Below are 16,941 nucleotides of genomic sequence, written 5' to 3' on the forward strand. Positions count from 1 at the left end.
GCAAACGTCTACGGTACTGGGGTTTAGTAGCGAGGCGGAGAATTCTCAGCACTCGTCGCTGCGGGCAGGTCTATTCACCATTGGCGATGAAGCGTCACAGGATTTACTAGTTCTGGTTTTTATCCGGCGAACTTGCAGAATCTATATTTATTTGAATCTGCGTTATCCAAAAGAAGCCGGGCTGTATTATTTTCTTTTTTCCGTTTTTCTCTTGAGAGGAGGCACGAAATGGAACGTAAGTGTTCTACTTCAAGACGAGCGTTTACGCTTGTCGAACTGCTGGTGGTGATTGCCATCATCGGTGTGTTGGTCGGCCTATTGTTGCCGGCTGTTCAAGCCGCGCGTGAAGCCGCCCGGCGTAACTCTTGCTTGAACAACATCAAGCAAATCAATCTGGCCATCCAGAACCACATTAGTGCGCAGCAAGATCGCCTGCCACTTGCTTCAACGGCTGCTTACGACCCAACAATAGCTTATGGCGTACAGAATGACCAAAGTGCTCGCCTCCCCGCTGACTGGGACAATGGTGACGGCTACAGTTGGCTTTACCAGTTACTGGGCTTCATGGAAGGCGACGTACTAGCGCAACGCGCCGATGCTGCCTCTTTGAAGGGAAAAGTGGGGCCCTTCAATCCCAGAACTGGTGACCAGACACGCAACCTGATCATTGGTCAGGATCCAAATGGCACAAACCAGTTTGCTTACGAGCAGCAGATCTCTGCATTTATTTGTCCAAGTTATCCGGGTGCTGAAGAAGTGAAAGCTGCAGCCGACTACAGCGTTTCTACGAAGCCTGCGGTCGGCAACTACGTTGCCGTTGCTTCGACGCATTTCAACGCTGACGGAAGTGGTGCTGGTGCTACTGATGCAGGTGCTCCTTCAGGTGCACTGTTCCCATTCAATTCGCAAACGGTAGGTAACGGTGCAATCGTGTTTTCGAAAGCACCTACTGCCGCTGGCCAACGTATGCGAGGCGTTACGTTCGCTAGCATTGCTCGTGATGGCTCTTCAAACACTATTGCCTTTACAGAGTCGCGTGAGGAAACGTATGGATCCTGGATTAGTGGATACTCTACCTATGTTGTAGGTATTCTTCCTAATAATGGAGGCATCACCAAAGTTGCACCAGCAACCGGCCAACCTGCTGTGTTGCAGGCAGCCAATGACGGCTCAACAAAGGTTGCCCTCAATGTTGGAACCGACGTAAAGCGTAATCCAACTGACGGAATCAGATATCAAAGAGCAGCTGATAATCCGCACGGCAACAAAGACCGTATTTTCGGTCCTAGTAGTGCCCACTCGGGCGGTATCGTACTGCACGGCTGGATGGACGCTCACGGCTCGTCGATTACTGATAATATCGACCCATCGGTCTACATGCACCAAATCACCCGTGCTGGCGGTGAAGTGCTGCAGACTACTAACTAAGTGCCTTCGCACTTAGCATCCGACGATTAACGCACCGTCGCGTTGGCCGGTTCTTTGAATCGCCAACGCGACGGTTTTTTATTGGGGCACTAGTTGTTGGGCGCTAGGCGCTAGTTGTTTTGCTGTGGCCGTGATCTAGGGGGAGACTTTTTATGGCTGGTTATCGGGAGCTTGAAGTTTGGAAGATTGGGATGCAACTTACCTCAGCAATTTACCGACTGACTGGTTCTTTTCCGAAGCACGAGCAGTTCGGCTTGACCAGTCAGCTTCGTCGGGCTGCCGTTTCAATTCCTTCGAACATTGCGGAAGGTCATGCGCGTGGTTCTAGCAACGAGCTACGTCGTTTTTGTACAATCGCAAGAGGATCGCTGGCAGAAGTGGAGACCCAGCTACTGATTGCCGAAGATCTCGGCCTCCTCAATGCAAGCGAAACGGAGCAAGTACATGAGATGGCCAACAGACTCGGCAAGATGCTGAGCGGCCTAATCCGCTCGTGCGATCGTTGACGTAATTATCCCATGAAGTCTGATTATCAATTAACCAGCGCCTAGCGCCCAACAACTAGCGCCCTTATGAGCGAATCATTCCCCCTCGAAGTTTCCTGCCAAGACGTCAAGCAGTCCCTCGACGCCAGTGAGGACTTTCTCTTCCTGGATTGCCGCGAGGCCGACGAACATGAAACGGCCCACATCAACGCGGCGACGCTGTTGCCGATGAGCGAGCTACAGGAACGCATTGGCGAACTCGACGGCAAGCAGGCAGAGCGAATCGTGGTCCATTGCCATCACGGCGGGCGGAGCCTGCGGGTGGCGAACTGGCTACGCGAGCAGGGTTTTGAGAAAGCCCAATCGATGGCCGGCGGGATCGACCAGTGGGCGGTGGAGATCGACGACAGCGTACCGCGATACTAACGGTAGCCCACGCCTCTGGCGTGGGATGACGCTTCGGTGCGGATGAATAAACGAAAATGGAGGCTGCCCTTGTTGTTCGATCCCACGGCGGAGCCGTGGGCTACGGACCCTTGCGGGTTGGAATTCATTTTGAGAAGCTAAAGCCGTAGGCCCGAGTGGCGGAATTGGCAGACGCGCATGGTTCAGGTCCATGTCCACGCAAGTGGGTGGAGGTTCAAATCCTCTCTCGGGTACTAAAGCCCTAAGCGTCAGCGCCGAGACGATCCCGGCGCTGACGCTTAGGGCTTTACTGATTGAATGGCTTTATCCCATCTGATCGCTAATCCACTCTTCCAGCTCTTCCCAATCAACCGGCGGCAACTTGGAAAGATCAGGCCGCAGCTTCTTCGCGTCGCGGATGTAGACGTGTTGGATATCCGCTTGCGGCTTAGCCGTGTTCCAGTGCAAAAGAACTCGAATGCACATCGGCAGCGCCCCTGGCACGGCCATTTCGTGCCCGCAGATCAACGGCACATCGAGCCAGCGGAGTTGGCGGGCGGCTAGGGCCGGGAACTCCGCGTCGATGTCGGGCGTGGTCGTGAAAATCGCACTGGCGATATCTTCGGGGGCGATCTCGTTGCGACGGATCATCAGCGCCAGCAGTTGCCGGGTTGCCACGAGGATTTCCTCGCGGTCGTTGTTCTCGATTGTCGTCGCGCCACGCACGCCTCGGGTCGTCATGCTGCTAGTATAAAGTGGGCAGGGGGCAGTGGGCAGGGGGCAGTGTTTTGCCGCGTTGCTTGGGACGCGATGCTTCGCGAAAAAGTTTGGTCTTCATGGCTTCTGCCGCTATCTTGAACCGACGCGGGACACGCCACGTAGTTGAGCACTTCTCAGGGGGAAGGCTCGGCAAAGGAGGTCGGAGGCGATGAAGGTACGGACATTGTGGGGCTTCAGTTGGGGGACTGTGATTTGGGGAATTGTGGTCTGGTCGATTTGGGGCACATCTGCGCACGCGTTTGACTACCTCGTTTCCAGCGACGCTGAGCTGACTACGGCTTTGAACAGCGCTGCTCAAGGGGACAATATCCTCCTAGAGCCAGGCATCTACAGCGGTGGACGCTACCGTTTGGGGCTCACTGGCGTGACGATCCGCAGCAGCGATCCGGGCAATCGGGCGATCATCCGCGGTGGGATCAATGGCATCCAGCTCAGTGCACCCCAGTCGGTGACGCTTGAGGACCTGATCTTCGAACAGCAGACCTTCAACGGCATAAACATCGACGACAACGGCAACCTCGCGACTCCCGCGTCGGACATTACCCTCCGGCGGGTGACGTTTCGCGATGTTGGATCCACGGGAAATCACGATGGAGTGAAGCTTTCAGGCGTGCGTGATTTCTTGCTCGATCAAGTCGAGGTGTTCGACTGGGGCGAGGGCGGCAGTGCCGTGGATATGGTGGGCTCGCACCGCGGGCTGATTCAGAACTCCTATTTCCGCGATACCGACGCGAATGCCGCGTCGGGGATTCGCCCAAAAGGTGGCAGCAAGGATATCACCATCCGGGCGAATCGAATTGAACTGCCCAGCGGGGCAGGGCGGGCGATTCAGGCGGGTGGATCGACTGGTCCGCAGTTCTTTCGTTTCATTGATGGCGATTCTGACTACGAAGCCGACAGCATTATTGCCGAAGGCAATGTGGTGCTTGGTGCCGCTTCGTCGTTCTCCTTCGTGAACATTGATGGCGGGCTGTTTCACCACAACTACGCGGAGCGGCCCGATCGTTGGAACGTGAGGATTCTCAACGAGAACCAAGGTAACACGATCGTCGATACACAGAACGGCACGGTACGCGACAACGTGCTGGTGTTCAACAATACGCCCAGCGAATACAGCCAAGCGGTGAACATCGGCCCGGAGACGTTGCCGCAGAGTTTTACGTTTTCAGGTAACCAGTGGTACAACTTGGCCAACCCGACGGTGGCCGGATCAACGCCGCAGTTGCCGGTTGCGGAGACCGGCGGAGTCTATGGCGTCGATCCGGGGATCGATCCCTCGGGAGTGATCGCCTGGGAATTCGATTGGGGGACTTGGTTGGTGAATGCCTCGCCGCAAACGGGTAGCTATTCGATTGACGAACCGACTGACTTCGCGCTGGCAGAAATGATTGCGGATGGCGAGTTCACGCCAAGCGTAGCCGACCCGTTTGTCGGCTCGTGGAATTACACGCCCCTTGCCAGCGGTGAGCTGCAATTGGAGCCGTTCTCGCAAGTGATCTTGCGTCACGACTCATCGTTCCCCAGGGCCGATGCCGATGGCGATGGTTTGGTCGCAGGCGAGGATTATCTGGCGTGGCAGGCGGGTTTTGGTTCGGCTCCGTCGGGATTGGTTGGGGGAGATTTCAACAGCGATGGTTCCGTCGACGAAGCTGATTTAAGCCTGTGGGAAATGCAGTACGGCACTACTTCCGTGGTTGGGAGCCAAGTGTCGGTCCCGGAGCCTAGCGTCGTGTTCTTGCTGCTCGCTGGGCTTATCGCTGGGGGCCGGCTAAGCCGCGAGCTGTCGGTTTAGCTTCGCCAAACACTACGGTTTACCAAGCCCACAGAAGCCTTTCACGAAAATTTAACAAGAGGCGTTGACCCGTCGGTGTCGATGGGTATATTTCCTACTCCTCGGTTGTGCCACGTGGCCACGCCACGTGATTCAGGCGAGGTTTTTTCTTCCCAGAATCTTCAAGCTAGCACTTGCAGGCCTGCTGATTCGCGGTAGAATACGAAGCTCGCAACAATTCGCCAAGGCGAACTATGCGAACCCAAATCTCTGGTTTGGGTCTAACAGATGCTCTTTGACAATTTGGTGAGTAACCTCTTTTTGAGAAAGTCTTCGGAGACGTGTTCTTTGCAGCACGTTGATGGAGATGCCAGCACAAGATCGTACTTGTGGAATCAACTTCGGTTGATTTCATTTTCAAACGTTTCAAAAGGCTCTTAAGTCACAGCGAGCCAGCGGGTTGAAAGTTTGCTTTCAGCAGCGCCCCTTGTTGTGATTCAAGCATATACCAATTGAAGGGTTTGATCCTGGCTCAGAATGAACGTTGGCGGCATGGATTAGGCATGCAAGTCGAGCGAGAAGCTTTAGATTGACGCTTCGGTTGATTTCTAAAGTGGAAAGCGGCGTAAGGGTGAGTAACGCGTAGTTATCTGCCCCAGGGTTGGGAATAGCCATGGGAAACCGTGGGTAATGCCCAATAATATCTCCGGATCAAAGGTGAGATTCCGCCCTGGGAGGGGACTGCGTACTACTAGCTTGTTGGTGGGGTAATGGCCTACCAAGGCTTCGATGGTTAGCGGGCGTGAGAGCGTGGCCCGTCACACTGGGACTGAGACACTGCCCAGACATCTACGGATGGCTGCAGTCGAGAATCTTCGGCAATGGGCGAAAGCCTGACCGAGCGATGCCGCGTGCGGGATGAAGGCCCTCGGGTTGTAAACCGCTGTCAGTTGGGAGGAAATCCCTTGGGGCTATCCCCTTGGGTTGACCTATCTTCAGAGGAAGGACGGGCTAAGTTCGTGCCAGCAGCCGCGGTAATACGAACCGTCCAAACGTTATTCGGAATTATTGGGCTTAAAGGGTACGTAGGCGGCCATGTAGGTGGGGTGTGAAATCCCCCGGCTCAACCGGGGAACTGCGCCCCAAACCACATGGCTTGAGGGAGACAGAGGTAAGCGGAACTGATGGTGGAGCGGTGAAATGCGTTGATATCATCAGGAACACCAGTGGCGAAAGCGGCTTACTGGGTCTCTTCTGACGCTGAGGTACGAAAGCTAGGGTAGCGAACGGGATTAGATACCCCGGTAGTCCTAGCTGTAAACGATGAGCACTTGGTTGGGGATCCCCCCATAGGTTCCCGACCGAAGCGAAAGTGTTAAGTGCTCCGCCTGGGGAGTATGGTCGCAAGGCTGAAACTCAAAGGAATTGACGGGGGCTCACACAAGCGGTGGAGGATGTGGCTTAATTCGAGGCTACGCGAAGAACCTTATCCAGGCCTTGACATATACGGATTAACTCTGTGAAAGCAGAGCCACGCCCTCGGGTGGAACGTATACAGGTGCTGCATGGCTGTCGTCAGCTCGTGTCGTGAGATGTCGGGTTAAGTCCCTTAACGAGCGAAACCCTTATCTTTAGTTGCCAGCGCGTAATGGCGGGGACTCTAGAGAGACTGCCGGTGTTAAACCGGAGGAAGGTGGGGATGACGTCAAGTCCTCATGGCCTTTATGGCCTGGGCTGCACACGTCCTACAATGGCATTTACAAAGGGAAGCTAAGTCGCGAGACCACGCAAATCCCATAAAGAATGCCCCAGTTCGGATTGCAGGCTGCAACTCGCCTGCATGAAGCCGGAATCGCTAGTAATCGTGGGTCAGCATACCACGGTGAATATGTTCCTGAGCCTTGTACACACCGCCCGTCAAGCCACGAAAGTGGGGGGGGCTTAAAGTCGCTGAGCTAACTTCGGAAGCAGGCGCCTAGAGTCAACTCCGCGATTGGGACTAAGTCGTAACAAGGTAGCCGTAGGGGAACCTGCGGCTGGATCACCTCCTTTCTAAGGATTCTTAGAACTTCACAGTGAGTGATCGCTGTGATGATAAATTTGGGGACGATTCTTGTGTTAGCAAAGAGGTTAGTTGGTTCAATCCAACAGCTTACCAATATTGTATTGAGAAAACCGGTCTAAGGGTTAGCCTCCTTAGACCGGTTTTTTATTGCGCTGTGGGGAAGCTCCCACGCAGAGACGCGGAGGTCGCGGAGTTTCAGTTTGTGTCATTCCGACAGTCGTCTCGGCGACGGAGGAATCCGGTTTGAAGTAGAGTTCTTGTTACAATGCGGCAAGGCGAACAATTTGACGGTAAGGAGATTAGTTCCGATGCGACGCGTCCCATCGAATCGTATGCCACCGTATGAGCCAGAAGAGTGCAGCATCACGTGTATTCTTGCTTGTGGCTGCTTCATCGCCCTGATGGCGACCATCGTCTGGCTACAGCCATTAGTCTTGCTTGCCATTCTAGCCGTCGCGATGTTCTGCTTCATTGAGCTGAAGCTCGATCAATCTAGGATTCAACGCAACCTTGCCGATCGTCAAGGTGAGTCTCTCTGTTCGTTCGTCCGTTCGTTCGACTATCGTAACATCGACACTTGGATTCTGCGTGCTGTTTACGAGCAGATTCAGCCCCATGTTGGGTTTCCAATTCGTAAGACGGATAATCTAACTAAAGACTTAAAACTTGCTGCGGATGATGTCGACGATCTCGCCGATGAAATCGCTCAACGCACGGGACGTCCTTTAATTGCCTGCGAAACCAATCCCTACTACTCTCAAGTGAATACCATCGAGGGTTTGGTGATGTTCTTTTCGCATCAACCTCAAGAATCTAGAGAACATCCCGGATAGTGAGTTCATCGCTAGTCTCAATCTTGATCAGCCAGAACGTACGAGGAGTGGCTTACACCCTCTCTGAACGAACTCCATGATGAATTGAGCGAAGGTCAGCTTCTCTAGTACACAGCCTCGAACCCAGCGAATAAGTTGTTGATCGTCGCCCGTTGTGTGCTGGCCTCTTCGCGAAAGCCCATGTCGGGTAATTGATAGCGAACCTGTTCCGACGCCCGGCGGATGTTGTCAACGAACGTGCCTGTGTAGGTCAGCTTCAAAGCTATGCGATCGGTGAACTGGTAGCTGGCCGTGGCGCGGAGTTCTAGCAACGGGGCGAAGTCTTCTTCGATCTTCTCGTGGTTGGTAATCGTGGGGCCGAAGTAGAGTGGGTGATTGTGTTGGCCGGGGATGAGGTCTTCGCCCATCGCCGAACGTTGAGTCATATCCTGAAGGTTATATCCGAGAAAAAGACAGCCGCTGAAGTCGAATAACAACTGCTTGAGAGAGGTCTTGTAGTTAAGAGTGATCTGAGGACCGACCAAATTGTTGACTACTCTCGTATACCAGAAGCTTTCCCCTAAAACGCCTCCATTTCCGTCGACACGGAAGTTATCGTCTAGCTGATAATAGCGAATCCCGGTGAGGATTTCGTAGTGACTATTCTCGTCGTTCCCAGCGATGCGTCCTTCCGTCAGCAGATGGGGCTGCATTAGTTCCGTACCGTTGATTAGCGTGTGATGTTCTTGCTCAATCGATTGGAATGAGACTGGGAGAATCACCAAATCATCGAAGTCAGGAACACTCCCAAGACCTGCATTGCTGGACTGAAACGAAACTTGGATGTCGGGGCCAAAGTGGCCATCTCGGTCGATATCATCAGCGATACCGTCACCATCTAAGATTCCAAAACAGCAGGATGGACATCCAATCAGCCAAGTTACAGCAATCGTGGCAGTCAGGCTGGCAATTGCTCCGCGAATAGTCTTATACCTTAGGCGTTTCACGAGACGCGGAACTTGGGGTCAATGAACGAGAAGGATGCTAACAGATCCGGTTTGCGGTTAGTAGCAAATCAAGCCACTCTCGGTCAATGCCAGGCATTCGTCGGCTTTAGTCCCTGTGTCTCTCGTGGCAATCAACACAAGACCGCGACAGCGTCTCGTATTGCTCTACGACCTCTGTGATGTTCCTTGCGGACAGTGCTAGCTCAAGCTGCCTCGCGGCTTTTTCGGCGGCGGCGAGTTGATCGCGGAAGTTTTGGCTAGCGTCTTTTTCGAGGCCGCGGCGGGATTCGACCAGGGCTTCTTTTACGAGCAGCGCTTGATGCAGAGGCTGCAAGTCGGGGTGGTTCGGTGAGGTTTGCCAGTTGGCATCGCGACACGCTTCGAGGCCTTCCCACGCGCGGCCGAGGTTGGCCATGTCGGTTGTGAAGGAATCGATCTTGGCGACTTCGACAAGCTCGGGCAGCGGGGCGTCAGTTGGCGGGGCGTGGTAGTTCTCAACGGCTTTCCAGAGACCCAGGTAGTCTTTGCTCGTGCCGGCTCGTTCGAGGAAATCCAGCGCTGCTTTGTGGTCGGTCGTTCCTGCCGCTAGCGAAGCGACGGCGGCTGCCGCGGGGCCGCGGTGGAGGCCGTGGTGGCAGTGGATGTATAAGGGGCCTTCTGTCTCACGCACGAGTTTCGCAAGCGACAAACCGGCGTGCTCATCGATCCCGTCGTACCCGATGGGGATGTGCACGTAACGTAAACCGTGCCGCCGTGCGGCTGCGACGTCAGGTTTGATGCCGTCGACGCTGACGACGGTCTTCACGCCCAGCTTGGCGAGTTGTTCGAAGTCTGCTTCGTTCCGGGGCTCACCGCCGCAGTAGATGCGGTCTGAGTGTTTGAGGAGGTGTGGGAGCTGTGATTTCCTTGCCTTGGTCGCAGTCAACTCCTCTTCTCTTTGAGCAACCTGAGAATTGTTGCTGTACGATGAGCCGATCGCAACAGTGACGCCTAGCGTTATGCTGAGGAGAACGGCATGGCAGCTCAAAGAATTCACGTTAGGTGTCGTTCTCTTAGGCGTTCTCTTACCAGAGGATTTCTGGGCGTGGCTGCGAAGGGCTGACATTAGCTCAACATAGTCGTGCAGCCCGACCGCGTCCCCTCAGCTATTTCTACGTTATTTGAGTTTCTTGCGAACTCCAAGGCCCTCCCCTGTGGAATCGTACTCATCCGAAGCTACGAAAACTTACCCAATTCGAGTATAAAGTGGTAAAACCTAGTTCACACTTTTCCGCTGTTAGGAATACCAGATGAAGCCGCTTGCTGCCCCTTTGATCCTTGCGTTCATGAGTCTCGTCTGGGTTACCGACTGCTTAGCCGATGACCGTCCCAACATCCTCTTCATCCTTGCTGACGACCAATCGCCGTATTCGCTTTCCGCCTACGGCAATGAAGTTTGTCACACGCCGAATCTTGATCGATTGGCGAAAGACGGGATGACGTTCGATGGTGCCCACCACATGGGTGCGTGGACGGGAGCTGTCTGCACGGCATCGCGAACAATGATTATGACCGGACGGACCGTCTGGCACGTTCCGGGGGCGAAAGCGACGCCGCTGGAGAATGACGAGCAGTATCGCCAAGAGGCTGCTCAGCAAAGCATGCCTGTCATTTTTAGTCGTGCGGGTTACGAAACGTTCCGCACTTGTAAGCAAGGGAATAGTTACGACGAAGCGAACCGCCTGTTCCAGGTAAGCAAGATTCAGAACCCAAAAAAGAAATACCGCAAGGAAACCACGAACAGCGATTGGCACGGTGACCGCGCGGTTGAGTATTTGGAGTCGCGTGAGGCTGCAAGCACTGAGAAACCCTTCTTGATGTACTTTGGATTCACGCATCCGCATGATCCTCGTAATGGCAAGTCGGAGTTGTTAGAGAAGTACGGAGCGTTTAACGATGCAGGGCCGTTCCGCGAGGGAATGAAGCCGCATCCGAAATCGCCTGAGCTTCCCGTGAACTACTTGCCTGAGCATCCGTTTCATCATGGGCATCCGGGCCTTCGTGATGAAGAAAAAGTGCAGGGCGTGATGAAGCAGCGCGACCCGGCGACGGTTCGTAACGAAAAGGGGCGCGAGTACGCGTGCATCGAGAACATGGACCACCAGATTGGCCGCGTCCTAGACAAGTTGGAGGCGATGGGAGAACTCGACAATACGTACGTTATTTTTACTGCCGACCACGGCATCGCCGTGGGGCGACACGGTTTGATGGGTAAGCAGAACCTTTACGAGCATACATGGCGGGTACCGATGCTAGTGATGGGGCCTGGAGTCGAAGCTGGCAGTCGAAATGAAGCCTTGGTTTATTTGCACGAGGTCCTGCCGACGATTTGCGATCTGATCGGGGTTGAAGCTCCTGAGGCTGTCGAAGGCAAGTCCTTCGCCCCCGTTATTCGTGGTGACGCAGACAAGTCGCACGAAGTTCTCTACGGCGTTTACTCTGGTGGCACGAAGCCGGGGATTCGCAGCGTGCGGAATGATCGCTGGAAACTGATCACCTATGACGTGCTGGATGGCGAAGTTCAGGAGACGCAGTTGTTTGATTTACAGGAGAATCCCAACGAACTGCTTGAGGAGCATCACGCTCCTGAAGTCGTGAAACTCACGGGCAATCAGCCTGAGCCGCAGCAAAAGAACCTGGTGGGTGATCCGGCTTATGCTGAGAAGCTCGTCGAAATGCAGGCTTTATTGAAGGAGCAGCAACGTATTTATGGCGATCCTTATCTAGGGAATTGAATGCTCGCGAATTATTGGCTCATGCTTGACTTGTAACGCAGCCGAGGTATAGTGAACATTAGTTCATTATTTATTTCTGTGGTGTGCGATGTCACTCGTTCGCTCCCTATTCCTCGACCTCAATTCCTTCTTCGCTTCGTGCGAGCAGCAGCTTAATCCTGAGCTGCGGGGAAAGCCGACAGCGGTCGTCCCCACAATGACGGACCGTACGTGTTGCATTGCGGTCAGCTACGAGGCCCGCAAGTACGGCGTGAAGACCGGCGTCGGCGTCGGCGAGGCGAAGCGGCTTTGCCCGGGGATTAACTTGGTGGAAGGCTGGCACGAGCATTACATTGACTTTCACCACAAAATCATCGAAGCGGTGAACTCCGTGATGCCGGTCGAAGAGGTTTGCTCCATCGACGAGATGCACTGTACGCTCTCTCCCCCGGATCGCGCGAGGGAAGCCGCTCGCGGCTTAGCCACTCAAGTCAAACAAGCAATCTACGATCAAGTGGGGGAGTGCTTGCGAAGTTCTATCGGTATCGCCCCAAACCCGTTCCTGGCCAAAATCGCCAGCAACATGCAGAAGCCGGATGGTTTGGTACTCATTGGAAAGGATGAACTTCCCGAGCGACTCTACCCGCTGGAGCTCGAAGATCTGCCTGGGATTGGTCGCAACATGCACCGCCGTTTGCAGAAGTGTGGCATTCGCACGGTACGTCAGCTCTGTTCGCTTTCGCGACAAGAAATGAAGCTCGCTTGGAAGAGCATTCTAGGCGAGCAGTACTGGTTGATGCTCCGTGGGGATGTCTACCAGAAGAAGGAACCGGTTCGCCGGACCGTTGGCCACTCGCACGTGTTGCCCCCTTCGCTCCGTAATGACGAGGGATCGTACGCGGTGTTGGTGAGACTGCTCCACAAGGCGGCTGCCCGGTTGCGGCGGATGAAGTGTTCAGCCAGCCGCATGGAAATCAAGCTCAAGTATCTCGGCGAGATGCCTTCCTGGAAGGTGAAGCCCTATCTCGGGCGGGTGCAAGATACGTGCACTCTATTGCATCATTTGAATCGCCATTGGCAGCAACGTCCTCCGGGTGGCACGCCATTGCAAGCGGCTATCACGCTACTCGACATCAGGCCGGCGGCCCAGATTCCACTACCGTTGTTCGAGGAAGATCGCCGCGGGAAGCGCGCCACTGAAGCGATGGATTTGGTCAACGAGAAACTCGGGCTCAACTCGCTCTACTTCGCTTCAATGCACGACACTCGTGAGGCGGCACCGATGCGAATTGCGTTTACGCGAATTCCTGATGTGAAAGCGGAGATGCCGCGACCCGTGCAAGTGTGATGGCAGAAAAAGTACAGGCCGACTGAGCGAGCTCAGCCGACCTGCGGGGAGAGAGAGTCAATTAGTTTGGTTACTTGACGAGGATGTCCTCAAACCCGCTCACGTCATTCGTCTGGAATGAAGTCCGACTGGAGAGCGTCAGTGAGTCGGTCTCACCTTTGCCGGTGCCTCCGACTAGCCAGAGTCGGTAAGCCGACGAGCCGGCAAGGATCGTGAGGTCGTCACTACCGCTGCCGAGATTGGCGTAGAGGTTGTCGACGGCATCGACGTCGGTCATGGTGACGTCGTCGTTACCGGCGTAGGTGTACATCCAGAGGTCGTCGTCGATATCGACATTCTTGAGCGTCATCGTGTCGCGACTGCTGCCGCCATACATGCGGAGGTCGCGGCCTACGTCGACATTTTCGAGATCCATGCGGTTGCCGCCGTTGCCACCGTCGAGGCGTGCATCGCGATTGATCGTTGAATTGCTCAGCTCGAAGATATCGCCGCGGTTATTGCTGCCGGCGTCAACCTTCAGATCTTGCTCGATCCACAGATTGTTCAGCTCGACGACATCGCGAGCGGATTGCGCTTCGGTTGCTGCGCTGACGTTACTGTACGTCTTGATATCGAAAGAACCGCCAGTAAACATGTTGTTAACCGTGAGGTGATCGGCGGCGATGTTACCACGGTAGTGTGCGTCGCCCTCGACGTTCACGCTTCTGAGATCAACATAATTCGTTTCAGATTGCGAGTTCTGAAGATCATGAGTGCTGATGGAAAGATCAGAGGTCGTCAGCAGATTGACGTCAATCTGGTTTGCACCATGGAGGAATGTGCCGTAATTAGTGACATCATCGGTCTGACCAACCATCACTTCATCAATGTCAATCGAAAGGGCATTGATCCCTAGATAGCCACCAATATTGGAGTCGGAAACGTCGGCACTGATGACAGAGTTGTAGACGTTCATTCCACGGTCCACATCCCAACCAGCCATCTCGAAGCGGTCTCCAGCCCCTCCGCTGGCGCCCATATCGACCGTGATATGTCCGTCAAAGTTTTGAGTTCCACCCGTGTTGGCAAAGCGAACCTTGTCGCCGCCTCCGCCCATGCGGAAGACAATGCTGTCGAAAGCTTCTTGCGTACCGGTGCCCTCGGGATTGAAGAAGGTGAACTCGGAATCAATGGGTGTTCCATTCTCACCGGTAAGCTGCAGCGTCGTGCTGTTGCCACCGTGCCAATCGTTGACGACGACTTGATTGTCGGCGTTGTCGCCTTCGACGTAGAGCGTACCATCTTGGACGTAGGCAGCGACGTCGCCGGCCATCAATTGGCGTTGTTCAAGGCCTTGCATGCGGAGTTTGCGATCAGTGCAGAGGGACATGGCTTGGTTCTCCTGAATTGCTAGAGTGTTTGGGGAGTCGTGGGCATGCGCCGTTGTCTGTGACATGGGGCCTGCTACATTGGTGAGCGTAAAGGTCGCTTGGGCGTTACCCACTTTTCTCGAAAAGGTTTCCTGAGATGAGTAAAGAAGCAGCGGGTACGAAGAAAAAACGTCGCCGCCGCTGGCGCTTGCGGCATCATGCGAAGCCTCACACCCGACCGGGAACGATCGTTTCGCCGGCGAAAGCAGCTCCGACGAAGCTGCGGGTGACAGCCTACGGCCCGAACAAGATGGTCGACTATCCCGATTGCCGACCGGCGGATATCGAGAAGCTGGTCGGTGAGTATCCAGTATTATGGGTCGACGCGGTCGGGCTGAAGGACCATGACTTGATTCGGCAAGTGGGTGAGATTCTCGAACTCCACCCGCTGGCATTAGAGGACATGGGCAACGTTCCCCAACGCCCCAAGGTGGAAGAGTATCCGAAGCATCTGTTTGCCGTGGCTCATACAATCATTTACGAGAGAGAGTTACGGGCTTCTCAGGTGAGCTTTTTCGCAGGGAAAGGATTCGTTGTCAGTTGGCGAGAGAAGACCTGCCCGCCCTTCGAGTTCTTGCGAAAGCGGCTGGAAGTAAAGGGCGGGACAACGCGGTCGTCGGGTGTGGACTATTTGCTGTATGCACTGCTGGATGAGACGATCGACCTCTACTTTCCGGCACTCGAGAAACTAAGTGACAAACTAGACGATCTGGACGATTCGGTCGATCACGGTGAGAACCCCAACCTGATCCGAGAGGTTCACGACACACGGCACGACATCCGCCAACTCCGACGCATTGTCTGGCCGCTACGGGATGCCATTGATTCGCTCATGAAGAAGTATCGAGCTTGGATCGGCGAAGAGGCATTGATCCACTTCCGCGACTGCCACGATCACGTGGTTCAGGTCCTTGATTCACTCGACAGTTACCGCGAGGCATGTAGCGACGTTCGCGATCACTATTCGACCGAGATGAGCAACCGCATGAACGAGACGATGCGGCTGCTGACGATCATCTCGACGATCTTTATTCCGCTGGGATTCATTGCGGGTCTCTACGGGATGAATTTCAATCCCGAAGTTTCTGGTGCGAATATGCCAGAGACCCAGTGGCGATGGGGATACCCTTTCGCGTTGGGCCTCATGGCTGCGGTAGCGATTGGGCAATTCTTCTTTTTTCGCGGCAAAGGTTGGATCGGGCGTTCGCGAGAAACATTAAGCGCACCAACGGCCTCTGCCTCAGAACGAGGTGTTACCGAAGGAATGAAAGAAACAAAAAATGACTAGAACGCTCATCCGCAACGCAACCGTGGTCACACCAACGGAAACGATCGTCACTTCTGTACTTCTGGCTGAAGGGAGAATCGCCGCGATCGATGCGGCGGAACACTCCAATGCGGATGAAGTGATTGACGCGTCGGGATTGCACTTGTTGCCGGGCGTGATTGACGATCAGGTGCATTTTCGCGAGCCGGGGCTCACCCACAAGGAGGACTTGCGAACCGCATCACGCGCCTGCGCGAAAGGTGGCGTGACAACTTTCTTGGAAATGCCAAATACGATTCCCAACGCAACGACGCAGACGTTGCTGGACGAAAAACGCAAGCTGGCATCGCAGAAATCGCTGGTGAACTACGGCTTTTACATCGGAGCTACGCCCGAGAATGTCAGTGAGCTTGCCAAGGCGACCAACACGCCGGGGATCAAGATTTTTATTGGCTCGAGCACGGGCGATCTGTTGGTCGATGAGCAGGATGCCCTGGAACGAATCTTTGCGGAGACAACGCTTCCGATTACCGCTCACTGCGAAGACGAATCGACCGTCAATGCCAACAAGCAGAAGTACGCTGGTACAACGGATGTGGCTGATCATTCACGTATTCGCGATGTGAAGGCGGCGATGATTGCCACTCAGCGGGCGATCGACCTAGCGAAGCGTCATAACCATCGGTTCCATGTGCTTCACGTCTCAACGGGGGACGAGACGGAACTGTTTACGGACCACGGCAACTTGATCACGGCCGAGGCCTGCCCGCACCATTTGTTCCTTAACACCGACGATTACGAGCGTTTGGGAACGCTCATTCAGATGAACCCGTCGCTCAAGAGCGCCGACGACAACCGACGGATTTGGGAGGCCTTGTTGGATGGCCGAATCCAAGTCGTTGCGACCGACCATGCTCCCCACACTTGGGAAGAGAAGCAGCAGTCGTATCCGCAATCTCCTTCTGGAATGCCCAATGTTGAGAACAGTCTGGCACTGATGCTCAATCAAGTGAATCAGGGCCATTGTACTCTGGAGCAAGTTGTCCACTGGATGTGCGAAGCGCCGGCTTTAGTGTGGGACATCGTCAATAAGGGACGCATCGCTGAAGGCTACGATGCGGATCTCGTTCTGGTGGATATAAAAAAAACGTCGGAAATCCGCAACGAAGAGCAACTTGCCAAGTGCGGTTGGAGTGCATGGCATGGCGAGACGCTTACCGGCTGGCCTGTGCGGACTTGGGTTGGTGGGCATGAGGTCTTTCGTGAGGGGCAGGTTATTGAGACGCGTCTAGGCACCGAAGCGACTTTCGACCATGCTCGGGGTGGTTATTGGGCGAGTGTTGGTTAGATAGCTAACACTTGGGGCATTCCTTGCTCCGTTTGGCCCGTTGGCCGTGACCTTTGCCGTTCA

13 protein-coding genes, 1 tRNA gene and 1 rRNA gene are annotated in these 16,941 nt (G+C 54.7%); 11 read left to right on the top strand and 4 right to left on the bottom strand.

All coding sequences use genetic code 11. The annotated features are described in order from the left end of the window. Positions 1–228: 228 nt before the first annotated feature. From RIB44_03560 to RIB44_03575, 4 genes are all read left to right on the top strand, one after another. Positions 229–1,428 (top strand): DUF1559 domain-containing protein, encoded by a 1,200-nt coding sequence (locus RIB44_03560; GenBank protein ID MEQ8615652.1) that lies wholly within the window; start codon positions 229–231, stop codon positions 1,426–1,428. 152 nt (positions 1,429–1,580) lie between these two features. After that, positions 1,581–1,934, top strand: a complete 354-nt coding sequence (locus RIB44_03565; protein ID MEQ8615653.1) for a four helix bundle protein — start codon at positions 1,581–1,583, stop codon at positions 1,932–1,934. A 66-nt stretch (positions 1,935–2,000) separates the two neighbouring features. Further along, entirely contained in the window at positions 2,001–2,339 is a 339-nt protein-coding gene (locus RIB44_03570) for a rhodanese-like domain-containing protein (protein ID MEQ8615654.1), read from the top strand. A 149-nt stretch (positions 2,340–2,488) separates the two neighbouring features. Beyond that, positions 2,489–2,572: transfer RNA gene (locus tag RIB44_03575), tRNA-Leu, on the top strand. A 70-nt stretch (positions 2,573–2,642) separates the two neighbouring features. Here RIB44_03575 and aroH read toward each other — a convergent pair. After that, on the bottom strand, positions 2,643–3,059 hold the full coding sequence (gene aroH, locus RIB44_03580) for a chorismate mutase (protein MEQ8615655.1): 417 nt from the start codon (positions 3,057–3,059) through the stop codon (positions 2,643–2,645). A 187-nt stretch (positions 3,060–3,246) separates the two neighbouring features. On the opposite strand from aroH, the gene RIB44_03585 reads away from it, so the two are divergent. From RIB44_03585 to RIB44_03595, 3 genes are all read left to right on the top strand, one after another. Further along, complete coding sequence (locus tag RIB44_03585) at positions 3,247–4,890, top strand: right-handed parallel beta-helix repeat-containing protein (protein ID MEQ8615656.1); 1,644 nt, start codon at positions 3,247–3,249, stop codon at positions 4,888–4,890. A gap of 488 nt (positions 4,891–5,378) precedes the next feature. Beyond that, positions 5,379–6,921, top strand: a 16S ribosomal RNA gene (locus RIB44_03590). A gap of 321 nt (positions 6,922–7,242) precedes the next feature. Further along, complete coding sequence (locus RIB44_03595) at positions 7,243–7,767, top strand: hypothetical protein (protein ID MEQ8615657.1); 525 nt, start codon at positions 7,243–7,245, stop codon at positions 7,765–7,767. 104 nt (positions 7,768–7,871) lie between these two features. Here the strand turns inward: RIB44_03595 and RIB44_03600 are convergent, their stop codons facing one another. Together RIB44_03600 and RIB44_03605 are read right to left on the bottom strand one after the other, a co-directional pair. Then, the gene (locus tag RIB44_03600) at positions 7,872–8,753 is read right to left on the bottom strand and encodes a BBP7 family outer membrane beta-barrel protein (GenBank protein MEQ8615658.1); all 882 of its coding nucleotides are present in this window, start codon (positions 8,751–8,753) and stop codon (positions 7,872–7,874) included. Positions 8,754–8,859: 106 nt separating this feature from the next. Next, a complete protein-coding gene (locus RIB44_03605; GenBank protein MEQ8615659.1) occupies positions 8,860–9,789 on the bottom strand; it encodes a hypothetical protein in 930 nt (309 codons plus the stop codon). A 253-nt stretch (positions 9,790–10,042) separates the two neighbouring features. Between RIB44_03605 and RIB44_03610 the strand changes: the two genes are divergently transcribed. Together RIB44_03610 and RIB44_03615 are read left to right on the top strand one after the other, a co-directional pair. Continuing rightward, positions 10,043–11,527 carry a sulfatase-like hydrolase/transferase gene (locus tag RIB44_03610; GenBank protein MEQ8615660.1) on the top strand — a complete coding sequence of 495 codons (1,485 nt, stop codon included), beginning with the start codon at positions 10,043–10,045 and terminating at the stop codon, positions 11,525–11,527. Positions 11,528–11,615: 88 nt separating this feature from the next. After that, the gene (locus RIB44_03615) at positions 11,616–12,854 is read left to right on the top strand and encodes a hypothetical protein (GenBank protein MEQ8615661.1); all 1,239 of its coding nucleotides are present in this window, start codon (positions 11,616–11,618) and stop codon (positions 12,852–12,854) included. 70 nt (positions 12,855–12,924) lie between these two features. Here the strand turns inward: RIB44_03615 and RIB44_03620 are convergent, their stop codons facing one another. After that, complete coding sequence (locus RIB44_03620) at positions 12,925–14,223, bottom strand: hypothetical protein (protein MEQ8615662.1); 1,299 nt, start codon at positions 14,221–14,223, stop codon at positions 12,925–12,927. A gap of 137 nt (positions 14,224–14,360) precedes the next feature. Between RIB44_03620 and corA the strand changes: the two genes are divergently transcribed. Together corA and RIB44_03630 are read left to right on the top strand one after the other, a co-directional pair. Then, positions 14,361–15,551 carry a magnesium/cobalt transporter CorA gene (gene corA, locus RIB44_03625; GenBank protein MEQ8615663.1) on the top strand — a complete coding sequence of 397 codons (1,191 nt, stop codon included), beginning with the start codon at positions 14,361–14,363 and terminating at the stop codon, positions 15,549–15,551. Next, positions 15,544–16,878: a dihydroorotase gene (locus tag RIB44_03630; GenBank protein ID MEQ8615664.1), complete on the top strand. Its 1,335-nt coding sequence runs from the start codon at positions 15,544–15,546 to the stop codon at positions 16,876–16,878. Before corA ends, RIB44_03630 begins: the two co-directional genes overlap by 8 nt. The last annotated feature ends 63 nt before the right edge of the window (positions 16,879–16,941 follow it).

This window comes from Lacipirellulaceae bacterium (assembly GCA_040218535.1).
Classification (GTDB): Bacteria; Planctomycetota; Planctomycetia; order Pirellulales; family Lacipirellulaceae; genus Adhaeretor.